Annotated in this window: 15 protein-coding genes and 1 pseudogene; 13 read left to right on the forward strand and 3 right to left on the reverse strand. The window is 60.4% G+C overall.

What is annotated here, in order from left to right; genetic code table 11:
- Positions 1-3 precede the first annotated feature (3 nt).
- Positions 4-2,100, reverse strand: a complete 2,097-nt coding sequence (locus EN861_RS33650) for a polysaccharide biosynthesis tyrosine autokinase (protein ID WP_135867761.1) — start codon at positions 2,098-2,100, stop codon at positions 4-6.
- 422 nt (positions 2,101-2,522) lie between these two features.
- On the opposite strand from EN861_RS33650, the gene EN861_RS33655 reads away from it, so the two are divergent.
- From EN861_RS33655 to EN861_RS33665, 4 genes and pseudogenes are all read left to right on the forward strand, one after another.
- Positions 2,523-3,110 carry a hypothetical protein gene (locus tag EN861_RS33655; protein WP_127276028.1) on the forward strand — a complete coding sequence of 196 codons (588 nt, stop codon included), beginning with the start codon at positions 2,523-2,525 and terminating at the stop codon, positions 3,108-3,110.
- A 326-nt stretch (positions 3,111-3,436) separates the two neighbouring features.
- Positions 3,437-4,144 carry a Crp/Fnr family transcriptional regulator gene (locus EN861_RS33660; protein WP_127276029.1) on the forward strand — a complete coding sequence of 236 codons (708 nt, stop codon included), beginning with the start codon at positions 3,437-3,439 and terminating at the stop codon, positions 4,142-4,144.
- 156 nt (positions 4,145-4,300) lie between these two features.
- Positions 4,301-4,756 (forward strand): annotated as a pseudogene (locus EN861_RS36515) (IS630 family transposase); the annotation flags it as partial.
- A gap of 552 nt (positions 4,757-5,308) precedes the next feature.
- A complete protein-coding gene (locus EN861_RS33665; RefSeq protein ID WP_135867762.1) occupies positions 5,309-5,746 on the forward strand; it encodes a hypothetical protein in 438 nt (145 codons plus the stop codon).
- A gap of 347 nt (positions 5,747-6,093) precedes the next feature.
- Here the strand turns inward: EN861_RS33665 and EN861_RS33670 are convergent, their stop codons facing one another.
- Positions 6,094-7,434: a calcium-binding protein gene (locus EN861_RS33670; protein ID WP_127276480.1), complete on the reverse strand. Its 1,341-nt coding sequence runs from the start codon at positions 7,432-7,434 to the stop codon at positions 6,094-6,096.
- Between the two features lie 523 nt (positions 7,435-7,957).
- On the reverse strand, positions 7,958-8,878 hold the full coding sequence (locus EN861_RS33675) for a LysR substrate-binding domain-containing protein (protein WP_127873507.1): 921 nt from the start codon (positions 8,876-8,878) through the stop codon (positions 7,958-7,960).
- 122 nt (positions 8,879-9,000) lie between these two features.
- Here EN861_RS33675 and EN861_RS33680 point away from each other — a divergent pair, with 122 nt between their 5' ends.
- The 9 genes from EN861_RS33680 to EN861_RS33720 form a co-directional block, all read left to right on the forward strand.
- Complete coding sequence (locus tag EN861_RS33680) at positions 9,001-10,041, forward strand: aromatic ring-hydroxylating dioxygenase subunit alpha (protein ID WP_127276478.1); 1,041 nt, start codon at positions 9,001-9,003, stop codon at positions 10,039-10,041.
- Positions 10,038-11,165, forward strand: coding sequence for a 2Fe-2S iron-sulfur cluster-binding protein (locus EN861_RS33685; RefSeq protein WP_135867763.1), 1,128 nt, complete (start codon positions 10,038-10,040; stop codon positions 11,163-11,165). Before EN861_RS33680 ends, EN861_RS33685 begins: the two co-directional genes overlap by 4 nt.
- A 47-nt stretch (positions 11,166-11,212) precedes the next feature.
- Positions 11,213-12,334: a histidinol-phosphate transaminase gene (gene hisC, locus EN861_RS33690; RefSeq protein WP_135867764.1), complete on the forward strand. Its 1,122-nt coding sequence runs from the start codon at positions 11,213-11,215 to the stop codon at positions 12,332-12,334.
- Positions 12,331-13,842, forward strand: a complete 1,512-nt coding sequence (locus EN861_RS33695) for an FAD-binding oxidoreductase (protein ID WP_135867765.1) — start codon at positions 12,331-12,333, stop codon at positions 13,840-13,842. The genes hisC and EN861_RS33695 overlap by 4 nt, the downstream gene beginning before the upstream one ends.
- Before the next feature lie 22 nt (positions 13,843-13,864).
- Complete coding sequence (locus EN861_RS36710; RefSeq protein WP_135867766.1) at positions 13,865-15,874, forward strand: DUF2817 domain-containing protein; 2,010 nt, start codon at positions 13,865-13,867, stop codon at positions 15,872-15,874.
- Positions 15,875-15,943: 69 nt separating this feature from the next.
- Entirely contained in the window at positions 15,944-16,741 is a 798-nt protein-coding gene (locus EN861_RS33705; RefSeq protein ID WP_135867767.1) for a transporter substrate-binding domain-containing protein, read from the forward strand.
- Positions 16,742-16,818: 77 nt separating this feature from the next.
- Positions 16,819-17,532 (forward strand): ABC transporter permease subunit, encoded by a 714-nt coding sequence (locus EN861_RS33710; RefSeq protein WP_127276466.1) that lies wholly within the window; start codon positions 16,819-16,821, stop codon positions 17,530-17,532.
- A complete protein-coding gene (locus EN861_RS33715) occupies positions 17,529-18,245 on the forward strand; it encodes an ABC transporter permease (protein ID WP_135867769.1) in 717 nt (238 codons plus the stop codon). Before EN861_RS33710 ends, EN861_RS33715 begins: the two co-directional genes overlap by 4 nt.
- A gap of 594 nt (positions 18,246-18,839) precedes the next feature.
- Positions 18,840-20,134: VCBS domain-containing protein (locus EN861_RS33720; RefSeq protein WP_210235208.1), on the forward strand; the 1,295-nt coding region annotated here is incomplete at its 3' end.

A 20,134-nucleotide genomic window follows, 5' to 3' on the forward strand; every position in this document is an offset into this window, starting at 1 on the left:
TCTCTAGTTGAGATAGTAACTGTCAGAAACACTACTTTCGATGGACGTGTAGCGGCCATATTTTGGCAACTTTGGTTCGTCCACCATTGTCAAGGCGATGCCGGCAATCTTCGACCGACCGCCAAGGTGGCGAATCCCTTCTGCAACGGCCTCGCGCGAAGTTTCGCGCCACTTCACGACAAAGAGGACCTTGTCGACATACCGCGCCAGGATCGTGGCGTCGGCCGCGGCTCCAACAGGTGGTGCGTCAATGATCACCGTGTCGAACTTTCCGCGAAGCTCTTCGAAAACCGAGCGCATCCGCGCCGAAGCAAGAAGGGCAGGCGGGTTCCGGGTCCTTGCGCCGGCAGGGAGTAGGGATATCCCCGAGCGTTCGTCCCGATGAATTGCGTTTGCTGCCTTCACCGGCAATGTCAGAAGGTCGACCAGCCCGACCTTGTCCACCATGCCGAAGAAGGCCGTGGTGGCCGAAAGCCGCAAGTCCGCATCGACGACCAGAACCCGTTCGCCGTCGGCCGCTGCGGAGCAGGCCAAGCTCAATACCAAGGTTGTCTTTCCTTCGCCGGGCATCGCCGATGTCACCAGCATAAGGCGCGGCAAGCGGGCCTGTTCGGGCGTCGCATCGATGCCCAGGCGGAGCCGCCGCACGGCTTCGCTAAACCTGGATAGTGGTCTGCGCTCGAGATAGGCCACAGGTTGGGCTTGGGAATGGGCGTCTCTCGACCAGCCCGCCATCCGTGGGATGGATGCAAGAACCGGAACGGACAGCTCTTCCTCTATCTGCTTCTTTGCCATGAAGCCGGAAGCGAAAAGTTCACGAAGAACTGCCCCTGCCCCCCCGACGAAGAAGCCGAGCACAAGTCCCAACGCCGCGAATAGAGGCCTGTTCGGAAAGCTTGGCGAACCCGGAACAACCGCATCGGTTATCACGCGTACGCCGCTGTTCAGCAGGGTAGACTTCTCCTCGGTGAGCTTGGCGCGTGAAAGGAATGTCTCAAACAGCTCCTTGTTCGCGGCGGCGATCCTTTCCAGGTCGCGCAACTGCACGCCAACCTGACCTTCGACTTCGGATCGGTTGGATACCGAATTCAAGGCTCGGCTGAGAGAAGCTTCCCGGGCCTCGGCAGCGTCCACTTCATTCTTCAGATTGCCGATGAGACGCTGGACTTCGGCGGTAATCTGCCCCTCGATGTCGCGGCGCTCGGCTTGCGCCGCCAGGACATCCGGATGCCGATCGCCGTATTTCAATTTGAGGTCGGCTTCCCGCCGTGTCACTCCAGCGATCTGGGCCCGAAGCGCGCTGATAACTACGGACTGCAAGACGTCCGGCATCGACTGGATGTCGCCTCCGCTGGTCAGCAATTTGTCAACTTGTTGATATTGCGCCCGTTTCTCCGACAATTCGGCGCGTGCAGTAATTAATGCGACATTCAATTCAGACAGCTGCTGGTCAGTCAAACTGCCTGCTGGCGTCGCCAATAGATTGTGATCGATCCGAAACTTCTGGACGGCTTGTTCCGAAAGGCTCAATTCCGCTCGCAGAGATGTGGCCCGCTCACTGAGCCATGTGGACGCTTTCTTGGCCCCTTCGTAGCGGGACCTTACTCGATCAGCGAGGTAGGCCTGGGAGATTGCGTTCGCCAGCGATGCTGCTTTCCCCGGGTCATAGGCGGTCACCGAGATCTCGATAACATCCGCCAATCCAACGCGCGAAACTCCAAGGGCGCCCTGTAGCCATATTAATGCCCCCGGTCCGATCTTTGGGTCTTCCGTCAGCTTTTCACTGTCGACCACCTTCTGAAGGAGCGAGGTGGATCTCAGGACCGCAATCTGACTTTCGATAAATGTTGAATTGTCGGCAAAATCAGAATTCGAATAATCCTGCGGAGTCATATAGTCTATCGGGGCGTCAAGTAACACTTGTGCGACGCCCGTGTAGGATGGTGGAAGGAGATAGGCGGCGGCGACAAATGCGGCGAAGGTGAGCGCAGCAATGCTGCACACCAGCTTCCAGCGGCGGAGAAAGAAATCAAGAATCTCCCGCACGTCGAGCGGCAGTAATTCTCTGGTCATGGTCGGACTGTCAATTGAACTTGCCATTTCCGAATCCTTGCAATCAACAGCACAACTCCCGCCCCTCCAGCGTCGGCTGAATTTGCTTCACTTCAAAGTAGTTCGGGGCAGTTGCGTGTAAGCGCTCAGAGCGCGTGAAATGTAAGGGTTCGCGTCCCGCCATCCGGCATGTGCAGTCGCTCTTTTCCCGCCCACCGAGCGATCGCGTCGCCGGTCAGTTGGAAACATAACAGCTTCGCGGATATCCCCGCCATTACCATTATTGAGTAGTAAATCGGCTAAAGGTTGATCTGGTCTACCCGACAAGCCTTCCAGACCTTTAGGATGTCGCCGGGACCATAGATCGCGCTTCCGCAAGGTCTAAGGCGCTGCAGCGTCCAGGGCGCGCAGGAGAGCCTGCACTTCCTGACGACAACAAAGCAGCCGGCCGTGTCTTGCTTGAGGTTGATATGGATATTCTCAGCGAAATCGTTCCGGGGTTTTTAGATTGGGTGATCAACAGACCGGCGGCCATTCTTATGCTGTCCGCAACCTGGCCGTTGATGCTTCCTATGAAGAAAGACAGGTTGCTGGGCTACGGGGCTCCTGCCGTTTTTATTGGGGCTGGTACTTTAATTGTGTTCGGCATCGAAACTCCCGTAGGAGCAGTCATTGTCGTACTTGCCTACAGTTTGCTGGTTTCAGTCGCCCTGTTTTCCACCCGCAGGCGTCTTAGCCAAATCGAGGATCGTCTTGCATCGGTCATATCCGCAATCGATGACCTGGAAGTTGCCGAGGAAAGACGGCAGACTTACAATGCCAGGCGTCCCTCGCGGCTTTACCCGCGCCGAAAACCGGCAGCCAGCACAATGGAGCAAGTCGTTACAGCAGGTGCAACGGAGAGTCCCGGAAGCACGGCGCAGGCGATCCCCAGTCCGCCTTGGCAAGAGTTGCAACCGCCCGATCCGCCAGTGGGATCCGCGCTTCCGGCATCAACGCGACCAGCAGGACCCGACGTGCTTTCTGAAGGGCATCGAACGCGGCTGCTTTCAAGTTGAGCAGCTCTGCTTGGCGAGGGTTTTCAACCAAAGAAGGGACGTGAAAGTAGCCGTGATGGTCCGCCGGGGCGCAGCAGCCAAAGGACAAGTTCGACTGCCGGCGTTGAATGCCGGCAGGCCACGGGAACTTGCTGAAGCCCATCCAGTAAAGTGGGCTGAGAACCTTCTGCATGGTGCAAGTACCCCCAAGGTGGTAGGGTAGCATCCCATGGCGGTAGGCCGCGACGCCATTTGGATGAAAAGATAGGCGGAACGTTTGTGTAATTAATGGGTTGAAGCTGCAGATTGATCGGAGGGACGATCGCGGAGTGGGGTAATCAAGACAAATGGGCTTATCAAAGCAGGCTCTTGAATTGGAGAGGCGACCCGCGCTTGCCGACGCGAGTTGGGAAAGGACAATCTCAGTATTGCCGGGGGCTTTGCGCCGCCTCTATCCGGCGAACACCACGATTGCACGCGAGCATCAGGCCAAATCCTCCATCCTGGTTATGACTGCGGGTTGGGCGGCATTCGGCAAAACGTTGCGGAATGGCTCGCGTCTCATCGTTGATTTCGCGCTTCCTCACGAAATTGCCTTGATCGAGTTCTCCGGCGAAGGGGGCGAGACGGCAACTGCGCTCTCCGATGTAACCGCGATCGAGCTGACCGGTCCTGTCCATACTTGTTTTTCGCGCTACCCGCAGTCCATTTGCGAGGCTATCCTGCTGGCTGAGGTAAGGCGGTACGCAAGGGTTGCGGAACATCTGGCAGGAGTCAGCAGACGGGGACCTGTCGAACGCACGGCACATCTTCTTCTCGAACTGGGCTGCCGGGCACATCGATCGCCAACGAGTTATCCGGACCGCTTTGAATGCCCGCTGACCCAAGCCGAGATGGCTGACGCGTTGGGGCTTTCGGCTGTGCATGTAAGTCGCGTGTTGAAGGATTTGCGGGAAAGTGGACTGGCTTCATTCCGCAATGGTGTGGTCGAGTTGCATGACCACGCGGAACTTATAAAAACGGCCGGATTTGATCGGTCTTACATTTCGAGCTGACATCAAACTTAGTTCTGGTCTCAACCGCAACTGGCGCTTCCTCGCGGGTATGTGCTTCGGTGCCCCGGACTCTCTTGCTAGAGCGGGATGGAGTCGTGAGATTCGCAAATCACCTTTGCTCTGATTCAACATTCATACTGGAGGAGGCCAGTCGGGATGGCAGGATATTCGATGGATTTTCGCGGGCGGGTTGTTGCCGCGGTCAAGATGGAAGGGCTGTCGCGGCGCCGCCACGGCGCGCTTTGGCGTCAGCTACAGCGGGGCCATAGCGTGGCTAATAGCGTGTCGAAGAGACTGGCAGTGCGGCGCCTCGCCAGGTCCGCGGCTACAAACCGAAGAAACTCTCGGGAGTGTGGCCCAACAGCTTGATCGAGCGCTTTCACGACCGGGCTTCACCTTGCGCGGCCTTGTGGCCGAGCCGGTCTGAAGGTCGACTACCGATTGGTATGGGAGTTCGTGCATGCCGAGAAGCTCACTCACAAAAAAGACGCTGATCGCCAACGGACAGGATCGCCCCGATGTCGCACGACGGCGGCTGCAGTGGATGAAATATCGGGGCCGGATCGATCCACGCGACGGGTCTTCATTGATGAGACCTGGACCAAGACCAACAGTCGCCGCTCAGGGGCTGGGCGCTGGCGGCCCAGCGCATCGAGGCCAAAGCGAACGTCGCCGCTAACCAAAGCGTAGGCAAAATGGCCGGTGCGGCGGGCAGCCCTCCGGGGACGTGAGGACCGCACCGGCCACTGCGGCGGGCTTAAGTACGCACCCGCACCGGTCAATTTACAGGGGACATTAGGTAATGCGCAATTAATCCTATCGGTGGTGCCAGTGTAGCGCCGATGTCAGGATTGTCCGGTCGTTGGCCGGTAAGGGAAAAATGCGCTCTTAAGCAACGGCTGTTACTTGAAGTTGGTTTTCGTCTTCCGCTTCGCCGATACCTTCTTGATTTAACCGGCCTTGCTGGCGAGACCACTTTGTCTTTGCTATCGCCGGTTCGTGGCGGCTTTTGGCGAGCCGGAGCTTTTCGAGAACCAGATCGTCCTGATGTTACTCGCTATCTAGTTCTTTTGCCTTCTAATTTCATCCAAGTAGTGGAATGGACCGAACGTCATAGGAGGTTGTAGCGTTCTTTTTTTGGACACGATGGCTCGGGGATGTCGTATGACGATATTATTAGAAATCAAAGATTTATTGGAGGTCACGGCGTACCGGCTAACCATCAGGACGCTCGACCACGCCTATAACATCGACCTGACAAATGCTTGCACGCCTGCGGAGCGGGAAAAGGCCGAGTACCGACATTATTGGGAAACGTTATTATATTATGAACAGATTGCGGAGATAAAAACCCGGCGACTGATCCGGAAGGCGGAGCGTCTTAATCTCCCGGTTGGCTACGCGGACGACAACAGTCCAATGTGGAGAAAATCGTCTCAGCTTGACAGCTGGATACTGACGCCACTTGGTTGCTCTGAAGTCCAAAATATGATCCGTCAAGAATGCAAAGACCGCCGAGAGCGCGCCACGACCTGGACAAGCGTGATCATCGGCCCACTCGGCCGGCTAGTATCTGGTTGGCTGGTTGCGCGCGAGCACTAGTCGCGCACGCTTCTTAGCCGACGTCCACCCTCGGTCCGGATAATCGCCTTCGGTTGCGAATTGGAACTCGCCAGGTCTCCCCTTTGCCAAAGGAGAGCAAGGGTGGTTGTGGCTCGGGGTGCCTCGATCGTCGCATCGACAGCTAGGATCTCCTCGTCGCAGACAGGGCTGCATGGGAGCGCCTGGTCGAAGCCTATCCCAAGCCGATTTCCAAAGAGTCGTAACCTCTGTGCAGAGCTACTAGATCGGCGCTATCCGTCGCTATTTTTGATCGCTGTTAGTGGCAACTGGAACACCAGCGGTGACGCGCTCGCGCTTCGTAGTGCCATGTGCGATCGCATGGGCGATCAAATGATGTACACGTCATGATAGGTCAGGGCCGCCCCGGCCTGTAGGTGGGCGATTTCCACCTGAGGGGCCGATCTCGAGCCATCGGGGTCATAGTACAGGATGCCCGTGGTCCGGTCGTAGAGCAGGTAGTCGTTATGGCTGGTGGCGTGTTCGCGCAACTCGAAATACGACGAGTTCACCTGCGTCGGGCTGGACAAGGAACCGGGGCCGAGGCTGGTGAAGACGGCATTGTCGAGATAGAGCGCGTCGTCCGCTGCGTGGAAGTCCGGGAGCCTATCGACATTGCCAGGGCCATAGGCCGTGTCAAACACGAAGGTGTCCTTGCCGGCGCCTCCGTGGAGCACGTCGTTGCCACCTCGGCCCCACAGTATGTCGTTACCAGCCAGGGCATCATAGTTATCGGCCGCGCCAGTGCCGACAAAAGTGTCGTTCCCGGTAGTTCCCTTGGTCGGGTCGGTCGGCGGTGTCGGTGGCTGGTCGATCCCGTCATGGGCCGCATGCCAGACCGCCTTGGCATTGGCCCAGTAATCGCGGGCCGCCTGGCCTTGAAGGACCGTCCAGCCGGCGGGCGGCATTGGATAATCGGACGGCAGCGGCGTGTCAGAGAGGTTGAGGTAGTAATTGCCGTGCGACTCGACCGTCTTGTCCCAGGCGTGCTGCAGCCGCCCCATGCCGTTGTGGTGCACGTCGGTGATCGCCACCACGCAGTCGATGAAGTGCAGGCTTGGCGAGATATCGTTAGCGCCTGTGCCGTTGTCGAGTTTGAACGGCGAGCCGTGGGTCATCTCGCCTTTGCGAAGGTATTCTTTCATGCCCAGAAGCATGCCATCCATGATGACCGTGTTGTTATGCCCATTCACTTCACCGTCACCAAGGCTCACTCCGGAAAACACGTTGTCAAACAGGGAATCCTTGATCGTGCCACTGATGACGTCATCGTCCTCGACCGCGTCGTCTCGGGAGTAGCCGACATAGCTGTCCTCGATGACGAAGTGGCCAGTGCCGCCGACACGAATGCCATCCCAGGGCTGGGTAACCGTCCAATCGTCGATGACAAAGTTGTGGGCTGAATTTATACGGACTGCGGCGGAGTTGACGTAAATGTTCTCCCAGTCGCCGGTTTGGGAGACGGTGCCGTTGATCGTGCCGCCAAAAACCAGGAGGTTGTCGCCGGGGTCGACGATCGAGAAGGGATAGCGGTTGATGGGGCTTCCCTGATTGGCGACGATCCACGAGGCGTCGGTGGCATCGATAGTGGTGTCGGCGGGCAGGCCGGATGCCTTATACTGGGTGTAGCCATAATCGCCGCTTAAGACAATGGTACTTGCCTGGGCCATGGTTGGCCACCTTTCACACCCCCGCCCTTTCCGCCAAGTGCCTGAAGCCGGAAAGGCCTCCATTCATCAGAACGCCCGTCAGCGGTATCGTGCAAATCACAAAATGTAACAGGTCCCGCACGGTGGCTCGTGCCGGAGAGGCGTCTGAAACCCGCCCCGGTCACGTTGCTCGAATGGTTGCGCTACAACGTCGAGTAGGCGACGGCTTGCGCCAGCGAAAGGCTAACACTGGTGACATCCCAGTTGTCACGCGATCGCGGAAGCCAACCGGCCATGCCAGCAGACTGTTAGGCCCGCGGCACCTGCATCAGGATGACGGTCCCGACGAAAGCAGAGTAGAGGGCTAGGTTCAATCAACCAGCGGGTGGTTCTGCTCGTCGTCGCCCGGCTCGGGCTGGCGTGATTGAGGATCGATCGCCCGAGCGCATCTCGATCACGCGATACCGCCTGCAGTCCGGCATGTCAGCGATCAATGACCTAATAAGGACAAAGACAATCAAGTGGGAGTGAACAGTTGAGGACATCAGCTAGCCATTAAAGCTGCGCCCATCCGCTTGGAATTCGACACGATCCACGCGCGCAGTTCCGGGCCGAAGGGCTTTTCCAGAGCTGCACGGTCCCAGGCAAGGAAATAGGCCTGAGACAATTTGAGCCGTTGATTGAAAGGTACGATGAGGCGGCCGGATGCGATATCCTCGGCAGCCATTGATAGCTGCGCCAGCACAACGCCTCTTCCGTTCGTCGCGGCATCGATAGCGGCGCTCGACAAGGAGAAGGCGACTTCACCTGAAGCCTTTTGGTACATCGCTCCGATGCTTGCTGCCCATTCCGTCCAACTGGGCGGTGAGCGGTGGTCGCGAGCCCATTCGATGCTGAGGAGTGGCAGGTCGAGAATGTCGGCGGGTTTGCGCACCGGGTGCCTTGCCAGCAGCGCCGGTGAGCATGCCGGCACCACCCAATCCGTGAACAGTTCGATATAGTGGTTGAAATCGCGATACTTCTCGCCGTACGAAATGCGGAAGTCGACCCCTTCAGTATCCAATCGGGGTTCCGTCTCCGCGCCGACCAGACGTACCGTCGCGCCCGGGTGTGCAATCTGCCAATCCAGCAATTGCGGGCCGATCCATTTGCTGGCCAGCGATGGCAGGCAGGAGATTGTCAGCGTGTTCGCGGACTGGGCGCGATCGATGATGTCTTGAGCCGCACGAATCTGGTCGAATCCGCGGGAAACCGCCGCGTGATACACGCGTCCCAGCGCTGTGAGGGCGACGCTTCTGCCGCGCCGTTCCAGCAGCCTGACCTCGAGGGCCTCTTCCGCTTTGCGTATCTGCTGACTGACCGCGCCAACGGAGACGCCAAGCTCGGTCGCGGCCGCCGTCATACTGCCGCGTCTGCCGAAGGCCTCGAAGGCCTGTATCGCACGCAGCGGCGGCGTCTTGTTCACCTGGGCAAGGATCCTGGGGTCATCTTGATTTAGTTTTTCTAAAATAGAACGCAGATGCAAGCCCTATGTCGTCCAGGATCCGCAAGATATTCGTTTGGGGGTTCACAAGCTGGGAGGACGCCATGTTTCTTCGAAACTGCTGGTACGTTGCCGCGTGGGACCATGAGGTCGCCGACCGGCTGGTGCCGACCCGGATTCTTGGCGAGGATATCGTCCTCTACCGCCGGACCGATGGCGTGGTAGCGGCGCTCGAAGACGCCTGTCCGCATCGCAAGCTGCCGCTGTCCATGGGTCGCATAAAGGGCGACACGGTCGAGTGCGGCTATCACGGCCTGACCTTCGACAGCACGGGGACCTGCACGCGGGTGCCGGGCGCGGAAAAGATACCCCATGTCGCCTGCGTCCGTTCCTATCCGATTGCCGAGCGCTACGGCTTGCTCTGGATCTGGATGGGCGAGGCGGCAAAGGCCGATCCCGACCTGATTTTCGCTGTCGATCACTGGGGCGACCCGGCATGGGGCGTCAACCGCGGCGAATCGATGGCGCTCGATTGCAACTATCTCTACATGACCGACAACCTGCTCGACCCCTCGCATGTGTCCTGGGTCCATCAGTCCTCCTTCGGTGGTGTCCAGGCCATGGAGGATGCGCCGCTCGAAACCACCGTGGGCGAAGACGGCGTAACGGTATGGCGCTGGGTGGTCGATGCCGCACCGGCGCCCTTCTATGCACCCTTCCTCAAATTCTCCGGCAATTGCGACCGCAAGCAGCACTACGAGGTGCGCTACCCGTCCAACGCGATCATCAAGGCGATCTTCGTACCGGCACGCACCGGCGGCGAAGGCAAGCCGCTGCACGAGGACGTGTTCCTCATGGACAGTTACAATTTCATGACGCCTGTCGATGAGAACCAGACGAAATATTACTGGTTCCAGATGCGCAATTTCGCTCCCGACGATCTGGAGGTGTCGCGCCGGTTCGCCACCTCCGTGCGCGGCGCTTTCGACGAGGACCGCACCGTGCTCAACGCGGTGCACAAGGGCATGGCCAACAAGCGCACGCCCAATCTCGATCTCAAGATCGATGTCGGGCCGCTGCGTTTTCGCCGCAACCTGGCCAAGCTGATCGCCAGCGAGAGCCAGCAATTGGCGGCCGCCGAATGAACGCATTCACCGCTCGCGACACCATCGCAAGAAGCGGGTTTCGCGACCTGAGGGTGGTTGCGAAGGTGCGCGAAAGCGCCATCATCACGTCGTTCCACATGGAACCGGTCAATCCACTGGACTGGCGCGATTTCGAGCCGGGCCAGTTCCTGGTGTTCAAGATACCCGTGCCGCACGCGTCAGGCGAAAAGGGATATGTGCCGCGCAACTATAGCGTCTCCTGTTCTCCGGCCAGCAAGGGTCGCTACCGGATCAGCGTGAAGCGGGAAGCAGCATCCGCGCCTGGCCTGCCTGATGGGATAAGCTCATGCTTCCTGCATGACCGGATCGACGTCGGTGACGTCCTTCAGGCCGAAGGGCCGCGCGGCGAGTTCGTGCTCGACAAGGCGAGCAGCCGTCCAGTGGTGCTGCTCAGCGGCGGCGTTGGGCTGACGCCGATGGTGTCGATGCTGCATGCGCTGGCTTCGATGCCGGACCGCCGCACCGTCTTCGTTCACGCTTGCGAGAATGGCGACGTGCATGCCTTGCGCGACGAGGTGAGCGGCCTTGTCGCGACACGGCCCGGCCTGTCCGCCCACTACTGCTATCGGTCTCCTTCCGAACGCGACAAAGCCAAGCAGCACTTCCACAGCGAAGGCATGATTTCGCGGGACGTGCTGCAGCGCCTGCTGCCGATCGACGACTATGATTTCTATCTCTGTGGTCCGCCGCCGTTCATGCAGGCGATTTACGCCATGTTGCGAGCGCTTGGCGTTCCAAAGCACCGCATTGCCTACGAATTTTTCGGTCCGTCGACGGTGCTTGAGCCTGATGCATTTCGGACCTCGGCGGTTGTTGCGCAGCCGGCAAGGATCGTGCCGACAGACGAGGCGACGACCGTGGAGTGCCGAAAATCGGGACTCAAGGCCATCTGGGACGGCTCCGCCGCATCGCTGCTCGACTTTGCCGAGGATCACGGTCTGAAACCGGAATTCAGCTGCCGGTCGGGCATCTGTGGCACATGCAAGTCGCGGCTGGTCTCGGGTGACGTCGCCTATTTCGAAGAACCGCTGGACGAGCTTGGGGCAGGCGAAGTGCTGCTGTGCTGCTCCAGGCCGAGCGGATCAATCGTCCTGGATATTTGACAAGATCGCGATGCCGCGAATGGGCGCGGGGAAACGGAAGTCGGAATTTGGAACAGTCGGTCAAACCAGTGTCGAGCCTGCCGCTCAATCCGCATATCGCCGCCTTGCCGCCCTACAATGCCGGCATGAACATAGCGATGGCGCGGGCGCTGAGTGGCCGCCAAGACATCGCCCGGCTGGCCAGCAATGAGAACCCGGACGGCTGTTCTCCCGCCGTCATGGCCGCATTGGCTTCGTCATCGTTCGAACCATGGCGCTATGCCGATCCGGCTTGCACGGCGCTGCGGGCAGTGCTTGGCGAAAGACTGGCGGTCGATCCCGGCCTGATCGTTGCCGGCAACGGCTCCGAGGAGATGATCGCCGCCATCTCGCGCGCCGTCCTGGTGCCGGGCGCCTCCGTCGTCACCACGGTGCCGAGCTTCGGCCTGCATGAGATAGAGCCGCTGGCAGTGGGGGCTGATGTCGTCAAGGTTGCGATGACGCCTGGAATGGGCTTCGACCTTGCCGCGCTGGAAACGGCGATCGCCGCTAGGCCACGGATCGTTTTCATATCCTCGCCATGGAACCCGGTCGGACCCAGTCTCGACCATTCCGGCTTGCAACGGCTGATCGGCGCCGTGCGGCCCGGCACCCTTCTTGTCCTCGACGAAGCCTATTTCGAATTTGCCGATCCAGGTGCGCCGGACGGCATCGAGGTTCTTCGCGGTCACGGCATCGACCATGTGGTGCTGCGGACGTTTTCGAAGGCGTATGGGCTGGCGGGGCTGCGCGTCGGCTATGCCGTCTGTTCGAGCCTCGAACTGGCACGGGTGATCGCCGCTGCCAAGACGCCATTCAACGTCAACGCAGCGGCACAGACCGCCGCGATCGCGGCACTCGCCGACGAAAGCTGGATGAAGGCGTCGGCGAGCCGGGTCAGGGCCGAGCGCGTGCGCACAGCCACCGCTCTTGTTGGCCTTGGTTTCCGGGTTGCGCCGTCGCAGACAAACTTCCTGTTCTTCGACTGCAAGGGTGATAGTTCGAGCCTCGCCGCCGATCTTCTGAAGCAGGGGATTATCGTCAAGGCGTGGCGAGAAGCCGGCTACGAACGCTATCTGCGTGCCACCATCGGCTTGCCGGCGGACAATGACCGGCTGATTGCGGCACTTCAGGAATTGGTGGGACGATGAGCGGCCTCGCGCCCCAAGGGCAAACGAACTGGATCGACCAGGCGGTGCCGTTGTCGTTTGTCGACGCGCTCCGCGATGTCGTCGGCGCTTCGAATGTGCGCACCGGAGAGGATACCGAGGCGATCGACCTTGGCTCGAATGGCGCGAATTGTGGCGCCGGCATCGTCGTTGCGCCTTTATCGACCGGTGAAGTCGCGGCGGTGGCGCGCATCTGTCACCAGAACGGGATCGCGATCGTGCCGCAAGGTGGAAAGACCGGCCTGGTCGGCGGCAGTGTTTCGCGGCCAGGCGAGATCGTCCTTTCGATGACGCGCATGAACCGCATCGAGCGGCTTGATCCTGTCGAGCGGGTGGCCGTCGTCGACGCCGGCGTTACTCTTGAAGCGCTGCAAGAGGCCGCGCGCGAACACCGGCTGGAACCGGGCATCGATCTTGCCGCGCGCGGCTCGGCAACGATCGGCGGCATGGTGTCCACCAATGCGGGCGGCGTGATGGCCTTTCGCAACGGCGTGATGCGCCACCGCGTGCTTGGCCTCGAGGCCGTTCTGGCCGACGGATCGGTCTATTCCGATCTCACCCGGGTGGTGAAGAATTCGGCCGGCTATGATCTGAAACATCTCTTCATCGGCGCCGAGGGCACGCTCGGCATCGTCACCCGCGTGGTCGTCAAGCTCGACCCTTCGCCGCTAGCCAGCGCCACCGCGCTTTTCGGGCTGCCATCGGTCGAGGCTGCTCTGCGGACCATTCGCCTGGCTCTTGAATCGGAGGCCGGGCATCTGCGCGCGGCCGAGGCGATGTGGACCTCGTATTTCAGTCTGGCCGCCGCCGCGCATGGATGGTCCGAACCAGGCGTGCCGCTCGACCAGCCGCTGTTCTTGCTGCTGTCGCTTGGCGGCGCGCGCGAAGAGGCGCTGCGCGAGGATTTCGAGCGGATTTATTCGGAAGTAATGGAGCGCTATCCCGAAGCGACCGGCATCATCGCCGGCTCGCGGCGGCAAGAGGACGACCTGTGGCGGCTGCGCGAGGACACCAGCGTGCTCTATCGCGCCCATCCCGATGCGCCTTCTTTCGACGTGTCGGTGCCATTGTCGGAAATTCCAGCATATCTCGACAGAATCCTGCCTAAGCTCGCTGCGATCGAACCCGGTCTGGCGCCCTATATCTTCGGACATCTGGCCGATGGGAACCTGCATATCATCCTCAACCGCCGGGGGCCTCTGGCGCCCGAAATTGCCGAGCGTGTCGAGGGTGTCCTGTATCAACAGCTCCGGGAGATTGGCGGTTCCTTTTCCGCCGAGCACGGTGTTGGGTCGAAGCGCATCCATTCCCTGCTGGCGACAGCCGACCCGACGAAGCTCGCCGTGATGGAGCAGGTGAAACGAGTGCTGGACGATCAGTCGATCATGAACCCCGACAAGGTGCTTCCCCGCGATGCCTGGTTCGTTCGGTCTTCCAGGCCATGTCATTCCGGCAGCTTTAAGAACGTGAGCGACCTCACCGATGAGTAACCCCATGCTGGAACCACAAGGAATGAACGGATTGACCGTCAGTCGTCCATTGGGATCGACGAAGCGCCATGACGAGCCGGCCCCGGCCTATGCCTCTGATTTCGGCGCCTTGCGCCAGGAATTTCGGCAAGCGGCCGAGCGGGCGGGCGCGGAGCTGTCTGAATATGTTCATCCGCTGAACGGGCCCGATGGCGGGCCGCTGGCGACGGATGTGGCACTGCTTGGCCGTCGCGACGCGCGCAAGCTGATCGTGGTCATTTCCGGCACGCATGGTGTCGAGGGGCCGTTCGGCTCGACCTGCCAGACCGCCTGGCTCGGCCAGAAGAACCTGCGGCGCTTGCCTGACGGCATGGCGATCCTTGCCATCCACCTCATCAATCCCTGGGGCACGGCGTGGTCGCGGCGCGTCAACGAAGACAATGTCGACCTCAACCGCAATTTCATCGACTGGTCGGCCGGCGCTCCGGTCAACAATGGCTATGCCGGCCTTCACGACGCCGTGGCATACCGCGAATGGGCAGGGCCGGACCGTATAGCGGCCGACGAGAAACTCGCCGCAGCGCGCACGAGGCTTGGGCATGCCGGGCTGGCAGCGATCGTCGAGGCTGGCCAGTATGAATTCGCCGACGGGATGTTCTACGGCGGTGGCGGGCCGGTCTGGTCGAACAGGACGCTGAACGAAATCCTGAAGGCTTTTGCCGGCGCGGCGCGCCAGGTCATCGTTTTCGACCTGCATACGGGGGCGGGGCCTTACGGCTATCCGGCTCTGCTTTCGGTGGCGAGTTCCGAGCATGCTGGCCTTGCCTGGGGCAAATCCATCTTCGGGCCGGCGCTCTCGACCGTGCTGACCGGCCCGGGCGCCAAGACCGGCACCGGCATCGCTGCGACTGCGACCGGCTATGTCTCCGACGCCGTCCGCAAGGCAATGCCGGACGCGCGCGTGCTGCCGCTTGTCGTCGAATGCGGCACGCTGGACGGCCCCTCGGTCATGGAAGCGGTGCAAGCCGACAACTGGCTGCATCTGTTCGGGAAGCTCGATTCGCCGCTGGGCAAGCGAATCCGGGAGACGCTGCGCTCGGCCTTCATTCCCGATGATCCGGATTGGCAGCGCACTTGCCTGTCCAGCAGCCTGCGCTATTTCGACCGTGCACTGGCCGAGCTACAGACTGTCGAGGTAGCCCAGGACGAGGCCATAAGGCGCGAACAGACGCCGCCAACCGCTCCGGCCGCTGTGGCCGATCCGACGCCTGCTGACGAAGCGAAGATCACGACGCCGGCAGTGCAGATCGACGAGCTTCACAAGAGCTTCGGCTCGCTTCTGGTGTTGAAGGGCGTCAATCTCACCGCCCATGCCGGCGAAGTCATTTCAATGATTGGCTCGTCGGGTTCGGGCAAGAGCACGTTCCTGCGATGCATCAATCTTCTGGAACAGCCGGATGGCGGCAAGGTCGCCATCGACGGCGAACTCATCAAGATGAAGCCGCTGTCGAACGGCCGTCTCGGGCCGGCCGACATGGCGCAGGTCGAACGCATCCGCGCCCGCGTCGGGATGGTGTTCCAGAACTTCAATCTGTGGCCGCACATGACGGTGGTGGAGAACATCATCGAAGCGCCCCGGCATGTGCTGAAGGAGCCTCGCGAGAAGGCCCTCGAACACGCGCATGCCCTGCTGAAGAAGGTCGGGCTCGCCGACAAGCATGCCCACTATCCCGGCCAGTTGTCCGGCGGCCAGCAGCAGCGGGCGGCGATTGCCCGCACGCTGGCGATGCGGCCCAAGGTCATCCTCTTCGACGAGCCGACATCGGCGCTCGACCCCGAGCTGGTCGGCGAGGTGCTGCGGGTGATCCGCCAACTGGCGGAGGAAGGCAACACCATGATCCTCGTGACGCATGAGATGCAGTTCGCGCGCGAGGTCTCCCACAAGGTTCTGTTTCTCCACCAGGGAAAGGTGGAGGAAGAGGGTGCGCCGGCGGAGCTGTTCGGCAGCCCGCGCTCGGAGCGTCTGCGCCAATTCCTGGCACGGACACTGTGAGGCAAGCCCTCGAAGCGTTCGGCTCGCACCGGACAACGGCAATGAAGATCAACAACAAGGGGAACTGATATGAAACTGAAAGTCTTGACGCTGCTCGCCTGTCTGGCGGGAAGCATGGGCAGCGCATGGGCGGCCGAAGGCGAGCTGTCCATTGGTACGGAAGGCGCCTACCCGCCATGGAGCATGTCCGACGCCAATGGCAACGTCACCGGCTTCGACGCCGATGTCGGCGCATTGCTATGCACCAAACTTGGCGTGACCTGCCATTTCGTGGTGCAGGCCTTCGACGGGTTGATCCCGGCGCTGAAGGCCAAGCGCTTCGACGTCATCATCTCGGGCATGTCGATCACCGCCGATCGCAAGAAGGAGATCAACTTCAGCGTCGGCTATGCCGAACTGGCCAACATGTTCGTCGCGGCCAAGGGTTCTGATCTCGCCGCCATCACCGACGTCGACACGCTGCTGAAATCGCTCGATGGCAAGAAGGTCGGCGTGCAGGCTGGCACCACGCACGCGCATTTCCTCGAGAAGCGTGCGCCGAATGCCGACCTGAAAACCTACGACACACTCGATCAGATGCAGATCGACCTGGCGAGCGGCCGTATCGACACGGCTTTCGCCGATCAATCCGCCTTGCAGGATTTTCTGGACAAGCCGGATGGCAAGAACTTCCAACTGATAGGCGTTGAGATCAAGAGCACGTTCGACCCGACTCTTGGCGAAGGCATCGGCGTCGGCATCGCGCAGGACAACACCGAGCTCAAGGTCAAGATCGACAAGGCGCTTTGCGAGTTGATCGCGGACGGCTCGGTCGGCAAGGCTAGCCAGAAATGGTTCAAGACGGACATTTCCCGGCCCTGCAAATAACGCCTTGGAATTCCGGCATGCGCCCGGACAGCCGGGCGCATGCGTCTCATTGGCACGACAGACTTAGGGCAACTCGGATGGAATTCGGTCTCTGGCAGGTTTGGGAAGCGGGTTGGGTGACCGTCATCCTGCGTGGCGCGGCGATCACAATCCTTGTGGGTTTCGTCAGCATGGCGGCCGGTCTGGTGATCGGCATTGTCTGCGGGCTGATCAAATGGGCCCGGATATTTCCACTTTCGCTGGTGGTCGATGCTTATACGTCGCTTGTGCGTGGCGTGCCCGAACTGCTTATCATCTACCTGCTGTTTTTCAGTTCGGTTGAATTCGTGACCAAGGTCGTGACTGCCTTCGGCTATGCCGGAGTTGCGGAAAGCGGTTATGCGTTCGTCATCGCGGTCATCGCCATCGGCGCGATCTCCGGGGCCTATTCGACCGAGGTCGTGCGCGGGGCGCTCGGCGCCATCCCCAATGGGCATATCGAGGCAGCTCGAGCGCTCGGGCTGCCGGGCGCACGCATCTTCCGCCGCATCATCGCCCCGCAGATGCTGCGCATCGCCGTTCCCGGCATCAACAATGTCTGGCAGACGACGATCAAGGACACCGCTTTGGTTTCCGTGGTCGGCCTTCAGGAGTTGATGCGCATTTCCTTCATCGGCGCCAACTCCACCCGCCACCCGTTCATCTTCTACCTGATTGCGGCGGTGGTTTATCTCGCCATCACGCTTGTAAGCCAGGCCGGCTTCGACGGGATCGAACGCCTGCTCAGGCTGCGGACGAGAAAAGCAGTATGATAGACCTCATCCAGCTTGCGGTTCCCGTTCTGCTCAAGGGCCTGTGGGTCACAGCCGCGCTGACCTTCGTTTCGGTGCTGATCGGCTTCAATCTGGGCCTCGGACTGGCGCTTATGCGGCTGTCGTCGAACTGGCTCCTGTCGGGGTTCGCCAAATATTACAGCAACGTCTTTCGCGGGACCCCGCTGCTGGTGCAGATCTTCCTGTTTTACTACGGGCTCGGCCAGCTTTCGCTGATCAAGGACAACGCGGTTTTGTGGTGGGTGATCAGCGACGGATCGCGTTGCGCCGTCCTGGCACTCGCGCTGAATACGGCCGCCTACACATCCGAGATACTGCGCGGCGGATTGATGTCGGTTCCGGTCGGTCTCGTCGAGGCGGCCCAGGCATGCGGAATGTCGCGCATGCTGCGGTTCCGCCGCATCGAGTTCCCGCTCGCCATCCGCCAGGCGCTGCCAGCATATGGCAATGAGCTTATCCTTGTGGTGAAGGGCACCAGCCTTGCCTCGACGATCACGGTGCTCGAAATCACCGGCTACGCCAAGCGGCTGATGAGCCAGACCTTCGCGATCTTCGAGATTTTCGCCATTGCTGGCGTGCTCTACCTCGTGATCAATCTGCTGCTGATCGCGATCATCCGATCCATCGAGCGTTCTCTGACCAGGCACGAGTCCTCCTCCAGCCAGAAATCGACCGCACTCAAATCGATCTGACGTGGTTTCATGACGGAGTCTACTGCTCACTCCTTGCGATCGGGTCGCCTTCATTAGCCTTGGCGGGCAAGCATGACGGATCGCCCACCATAGCTGTGGCGCTGACGGCTATGTCAGTCGCTTTTTCTTTCGCAGTGCCCACGATTGGGCCGGGCGTGGGTTATCTCTCTCGGAGGCGTCAGGCAGGCTCCGCGAGCCGTCACCTGTGCACTAGGCCGTGAACTCATGCCGCTCTGGCTTCGAATATTAACTGTTCCCCAAAGTTGGGCGTTGACGCTTCGTCTCCAGTAGAGTTAATAATCTCCTAATATAAGCATCGTCTAAATCTCTTGATCGGAAACCGAGGATTTAGGGGATATAATCGGGGTAGGGAGACGTAGCGCAGCGACCAACGTCGCCGCCGCCGCCATCATGCAATCATCATCCGCTAGCTCCAGCCGGCTCTTCTTGCCCGGCAGGCGCGGTGATGGCGCACTGCACTTCCAACCCAGTTGTGTGCCGATTTTTGGGATCGACGCTCGGACAGGGCGTGGTCGTGCAGGGCTGTCAACAAACAGGCGTAGGGGCGTCTGTCAGGGAAAAAGGGGTTGAAAAATGGCTACTCAGGTCACCGGTGCCGGCGGCACCACGACGTCGTTCTCCAATACACCGCAAGCAAACAATGACGTTTTCAATCTCACCGAGGATACGGTCGTCCTCGCTTCAGGTTCGCAAACCATCATAGTTCTCGATGTGATGGCGAACGATCAGGGTGGAAACGCGAAGTCCCTCTTTTCGGTGGACGATGGGATTTCCGCATCGACGGCCACGAAGCAATACGCCCCCATCGACCTGACGACTCAGGACGTTCAGGCGACCGGCATTTCAGCCTGGGAAAGCATCGGCGGCGGGGTTTCCATCCGCATCAACAACGGCAAGGTCGAGATGGACCTTAGTGGATATCTGGCGGCGCATGGCTTCGCCAGCCTGCAAGCCATGGGTGCGGGCGACCAGATCAACGAGACCTTCACCTATGCGATCAAACTCGGCAACGGAACGCTGAGCTGGGCCAGCGTCTCCGTCAATATCCAGGGCACCAATGACGGCGCGATAATCACCGCCGTCCCGGGCGCGGACACGACCGTGGTGGAGGCCGGCGGCGTTGCCAATGGCACGCTGAATGATCCCAACGCGCATGGACAGTTGATCATCACCGACCCCGATGTCGGCCAGGACCATTTCCAGGCTCCCCCAAGCCTTCAGGGCACTTATGGCACCTTCACCTTCAATACGACAACCGGTGTGTGGGCCTATACGCTGAACCAGACCCTTGCCGATCCGTTGACGCAGGGCCAGCCCGTTACAGATACTCTGACCGTGAAGTCAGCTGACGGAACGGCGAGTTATAACATCGTCGTGAATATTACTGGCACCAATGACGCGCCGGTTGCGATTGCTAACGTCAATTCGGTGAAAGAGGACACCGCGCCCAATCCGGTCAGCGGCAATGTGCTTTCCAACGACACCGATGTCGACAATGGCGACACCCACAGCGTCAGCGCCGTCAACGGCTCGGCTGGCAATGTCGGCAACGACCTGGTCGGCACCTATGGCACGCTGCATCTCAACAGCGACGGCAGCTACAGCTATACGCTCGACAATGGCCTGGCCTCGGTGCAGCAGCTTGCCGAAGGCGCCACCGTCACCGACGTCTTCAGCTACACCAATGCCGACAATCACGGCGGCTCGTCGAGCGCCAGCCTGACCATCACCATCACCGGCACCAATGACGCGCCGGTGGCGGTGGCCGATGCGGCGGCGGTGAAGGAAGACACCAACACGCTGGCCGATCCCAATCCGGTGAGCGGCAATGTGCTTTCCAACGACACCGATGTCGACAATGGCGACAC

Source organism: Mesorhizobium sp. M8A.F.Ca.ET.218.01.1.1 (assembly GCF_004791165.1).
In the GTDB taxonomy this organism is placed as follows: domain Bacteria; phylum Pseudomonadota; class Alphaproteobacteria; order Rhizobiales; family Rhizobiaceae; genus Mesorhizobium.

Bases quoted from the DNA above. Each gene is read 5' to 3' on its own strand.
- EN861_RS33705 (WP_135867767.1), top strand. From the start codon at position 15,944: ATGAAACTGAAAGTCTTGACGCTGCTCGCCTGTCTGGCGGGAAGCATG.
- EN861_RS33695 (WP_135867765.1), top strand. From the start codon at position 12,331: ATGAGCGGCCTCGCGCCCCAAGGGCAAACGAACTGGATCGACCAGGCG.
- EN861_RS33710 (WP_127276466.1), top strand. From the start codon at position 16,819: ATGGAATTCGGTCTCTGGCAGGTTTGGGAAGCGGGTTGGGTGACCGTC.
- EN861_RS33665 (WP_135867762.1), top strand. From the start codon at position 5,309: ATGACGATATTATTAGAAATCAAAGATTTATTGGAGGTCACGGCGTAC.
- EN861_RS33670 (WP_127276480.1), bottom strand. From the start codon at position 7,434: ATGGCCCAGGCAAGTACCATTGTCTTAAGCGGCGATTATGGCTACACC.
- EN861_RS33715 (WP_135867769.1), top strand. From the start codon at position 17,529: ATGATAGACCTCATCCAGCTTGCGGTTCCCGTTCTGCTCAAGGGCCTG.
- EN861_RS33680 (WP_127276478.1), top strand. From the start codon at position 9,001: ATGTTTCTTCGAAACTGCTGGTACGTTGCCGCGTGGGACCATGAGGTC.
- EN861_RS33655 (WP_127276028.1), top strand. From the start codon at position 2,523: ATGGATATTCTCAGCGAAATCGTTCCGGGGTTTTTAGATTGGGTGATC.
- EN861_RS33660 (WP_127276029.1), top strand. From the start codon at position 3,437: ATGGGCTTATCAAAGCAGGCTCTTGAATTGGAGAGGCGACCCGCGCTT.
- EN861_RS33685 (WP_135867763.1), top strand. From the start codon at position 10,038: ATGAACGCATTCACCGCTCGCGACACCATCGCAAGAAGCGGGTTTCGC.
- EN861_RS33650 (WP_135867761.1), bottom strand. From the start codon at position 2,100: ATGGCAAGTTCAATTGACAGTCCGACCATGACCAGAGAATTACTGCCG.
- EN861_RS36710 (WP_135867766.1), top strand. From the start codon at position 13,865: ATGAACGGATTGACCGTCAGTCGTCCATTGGGATCGACGAAGCGCCAT.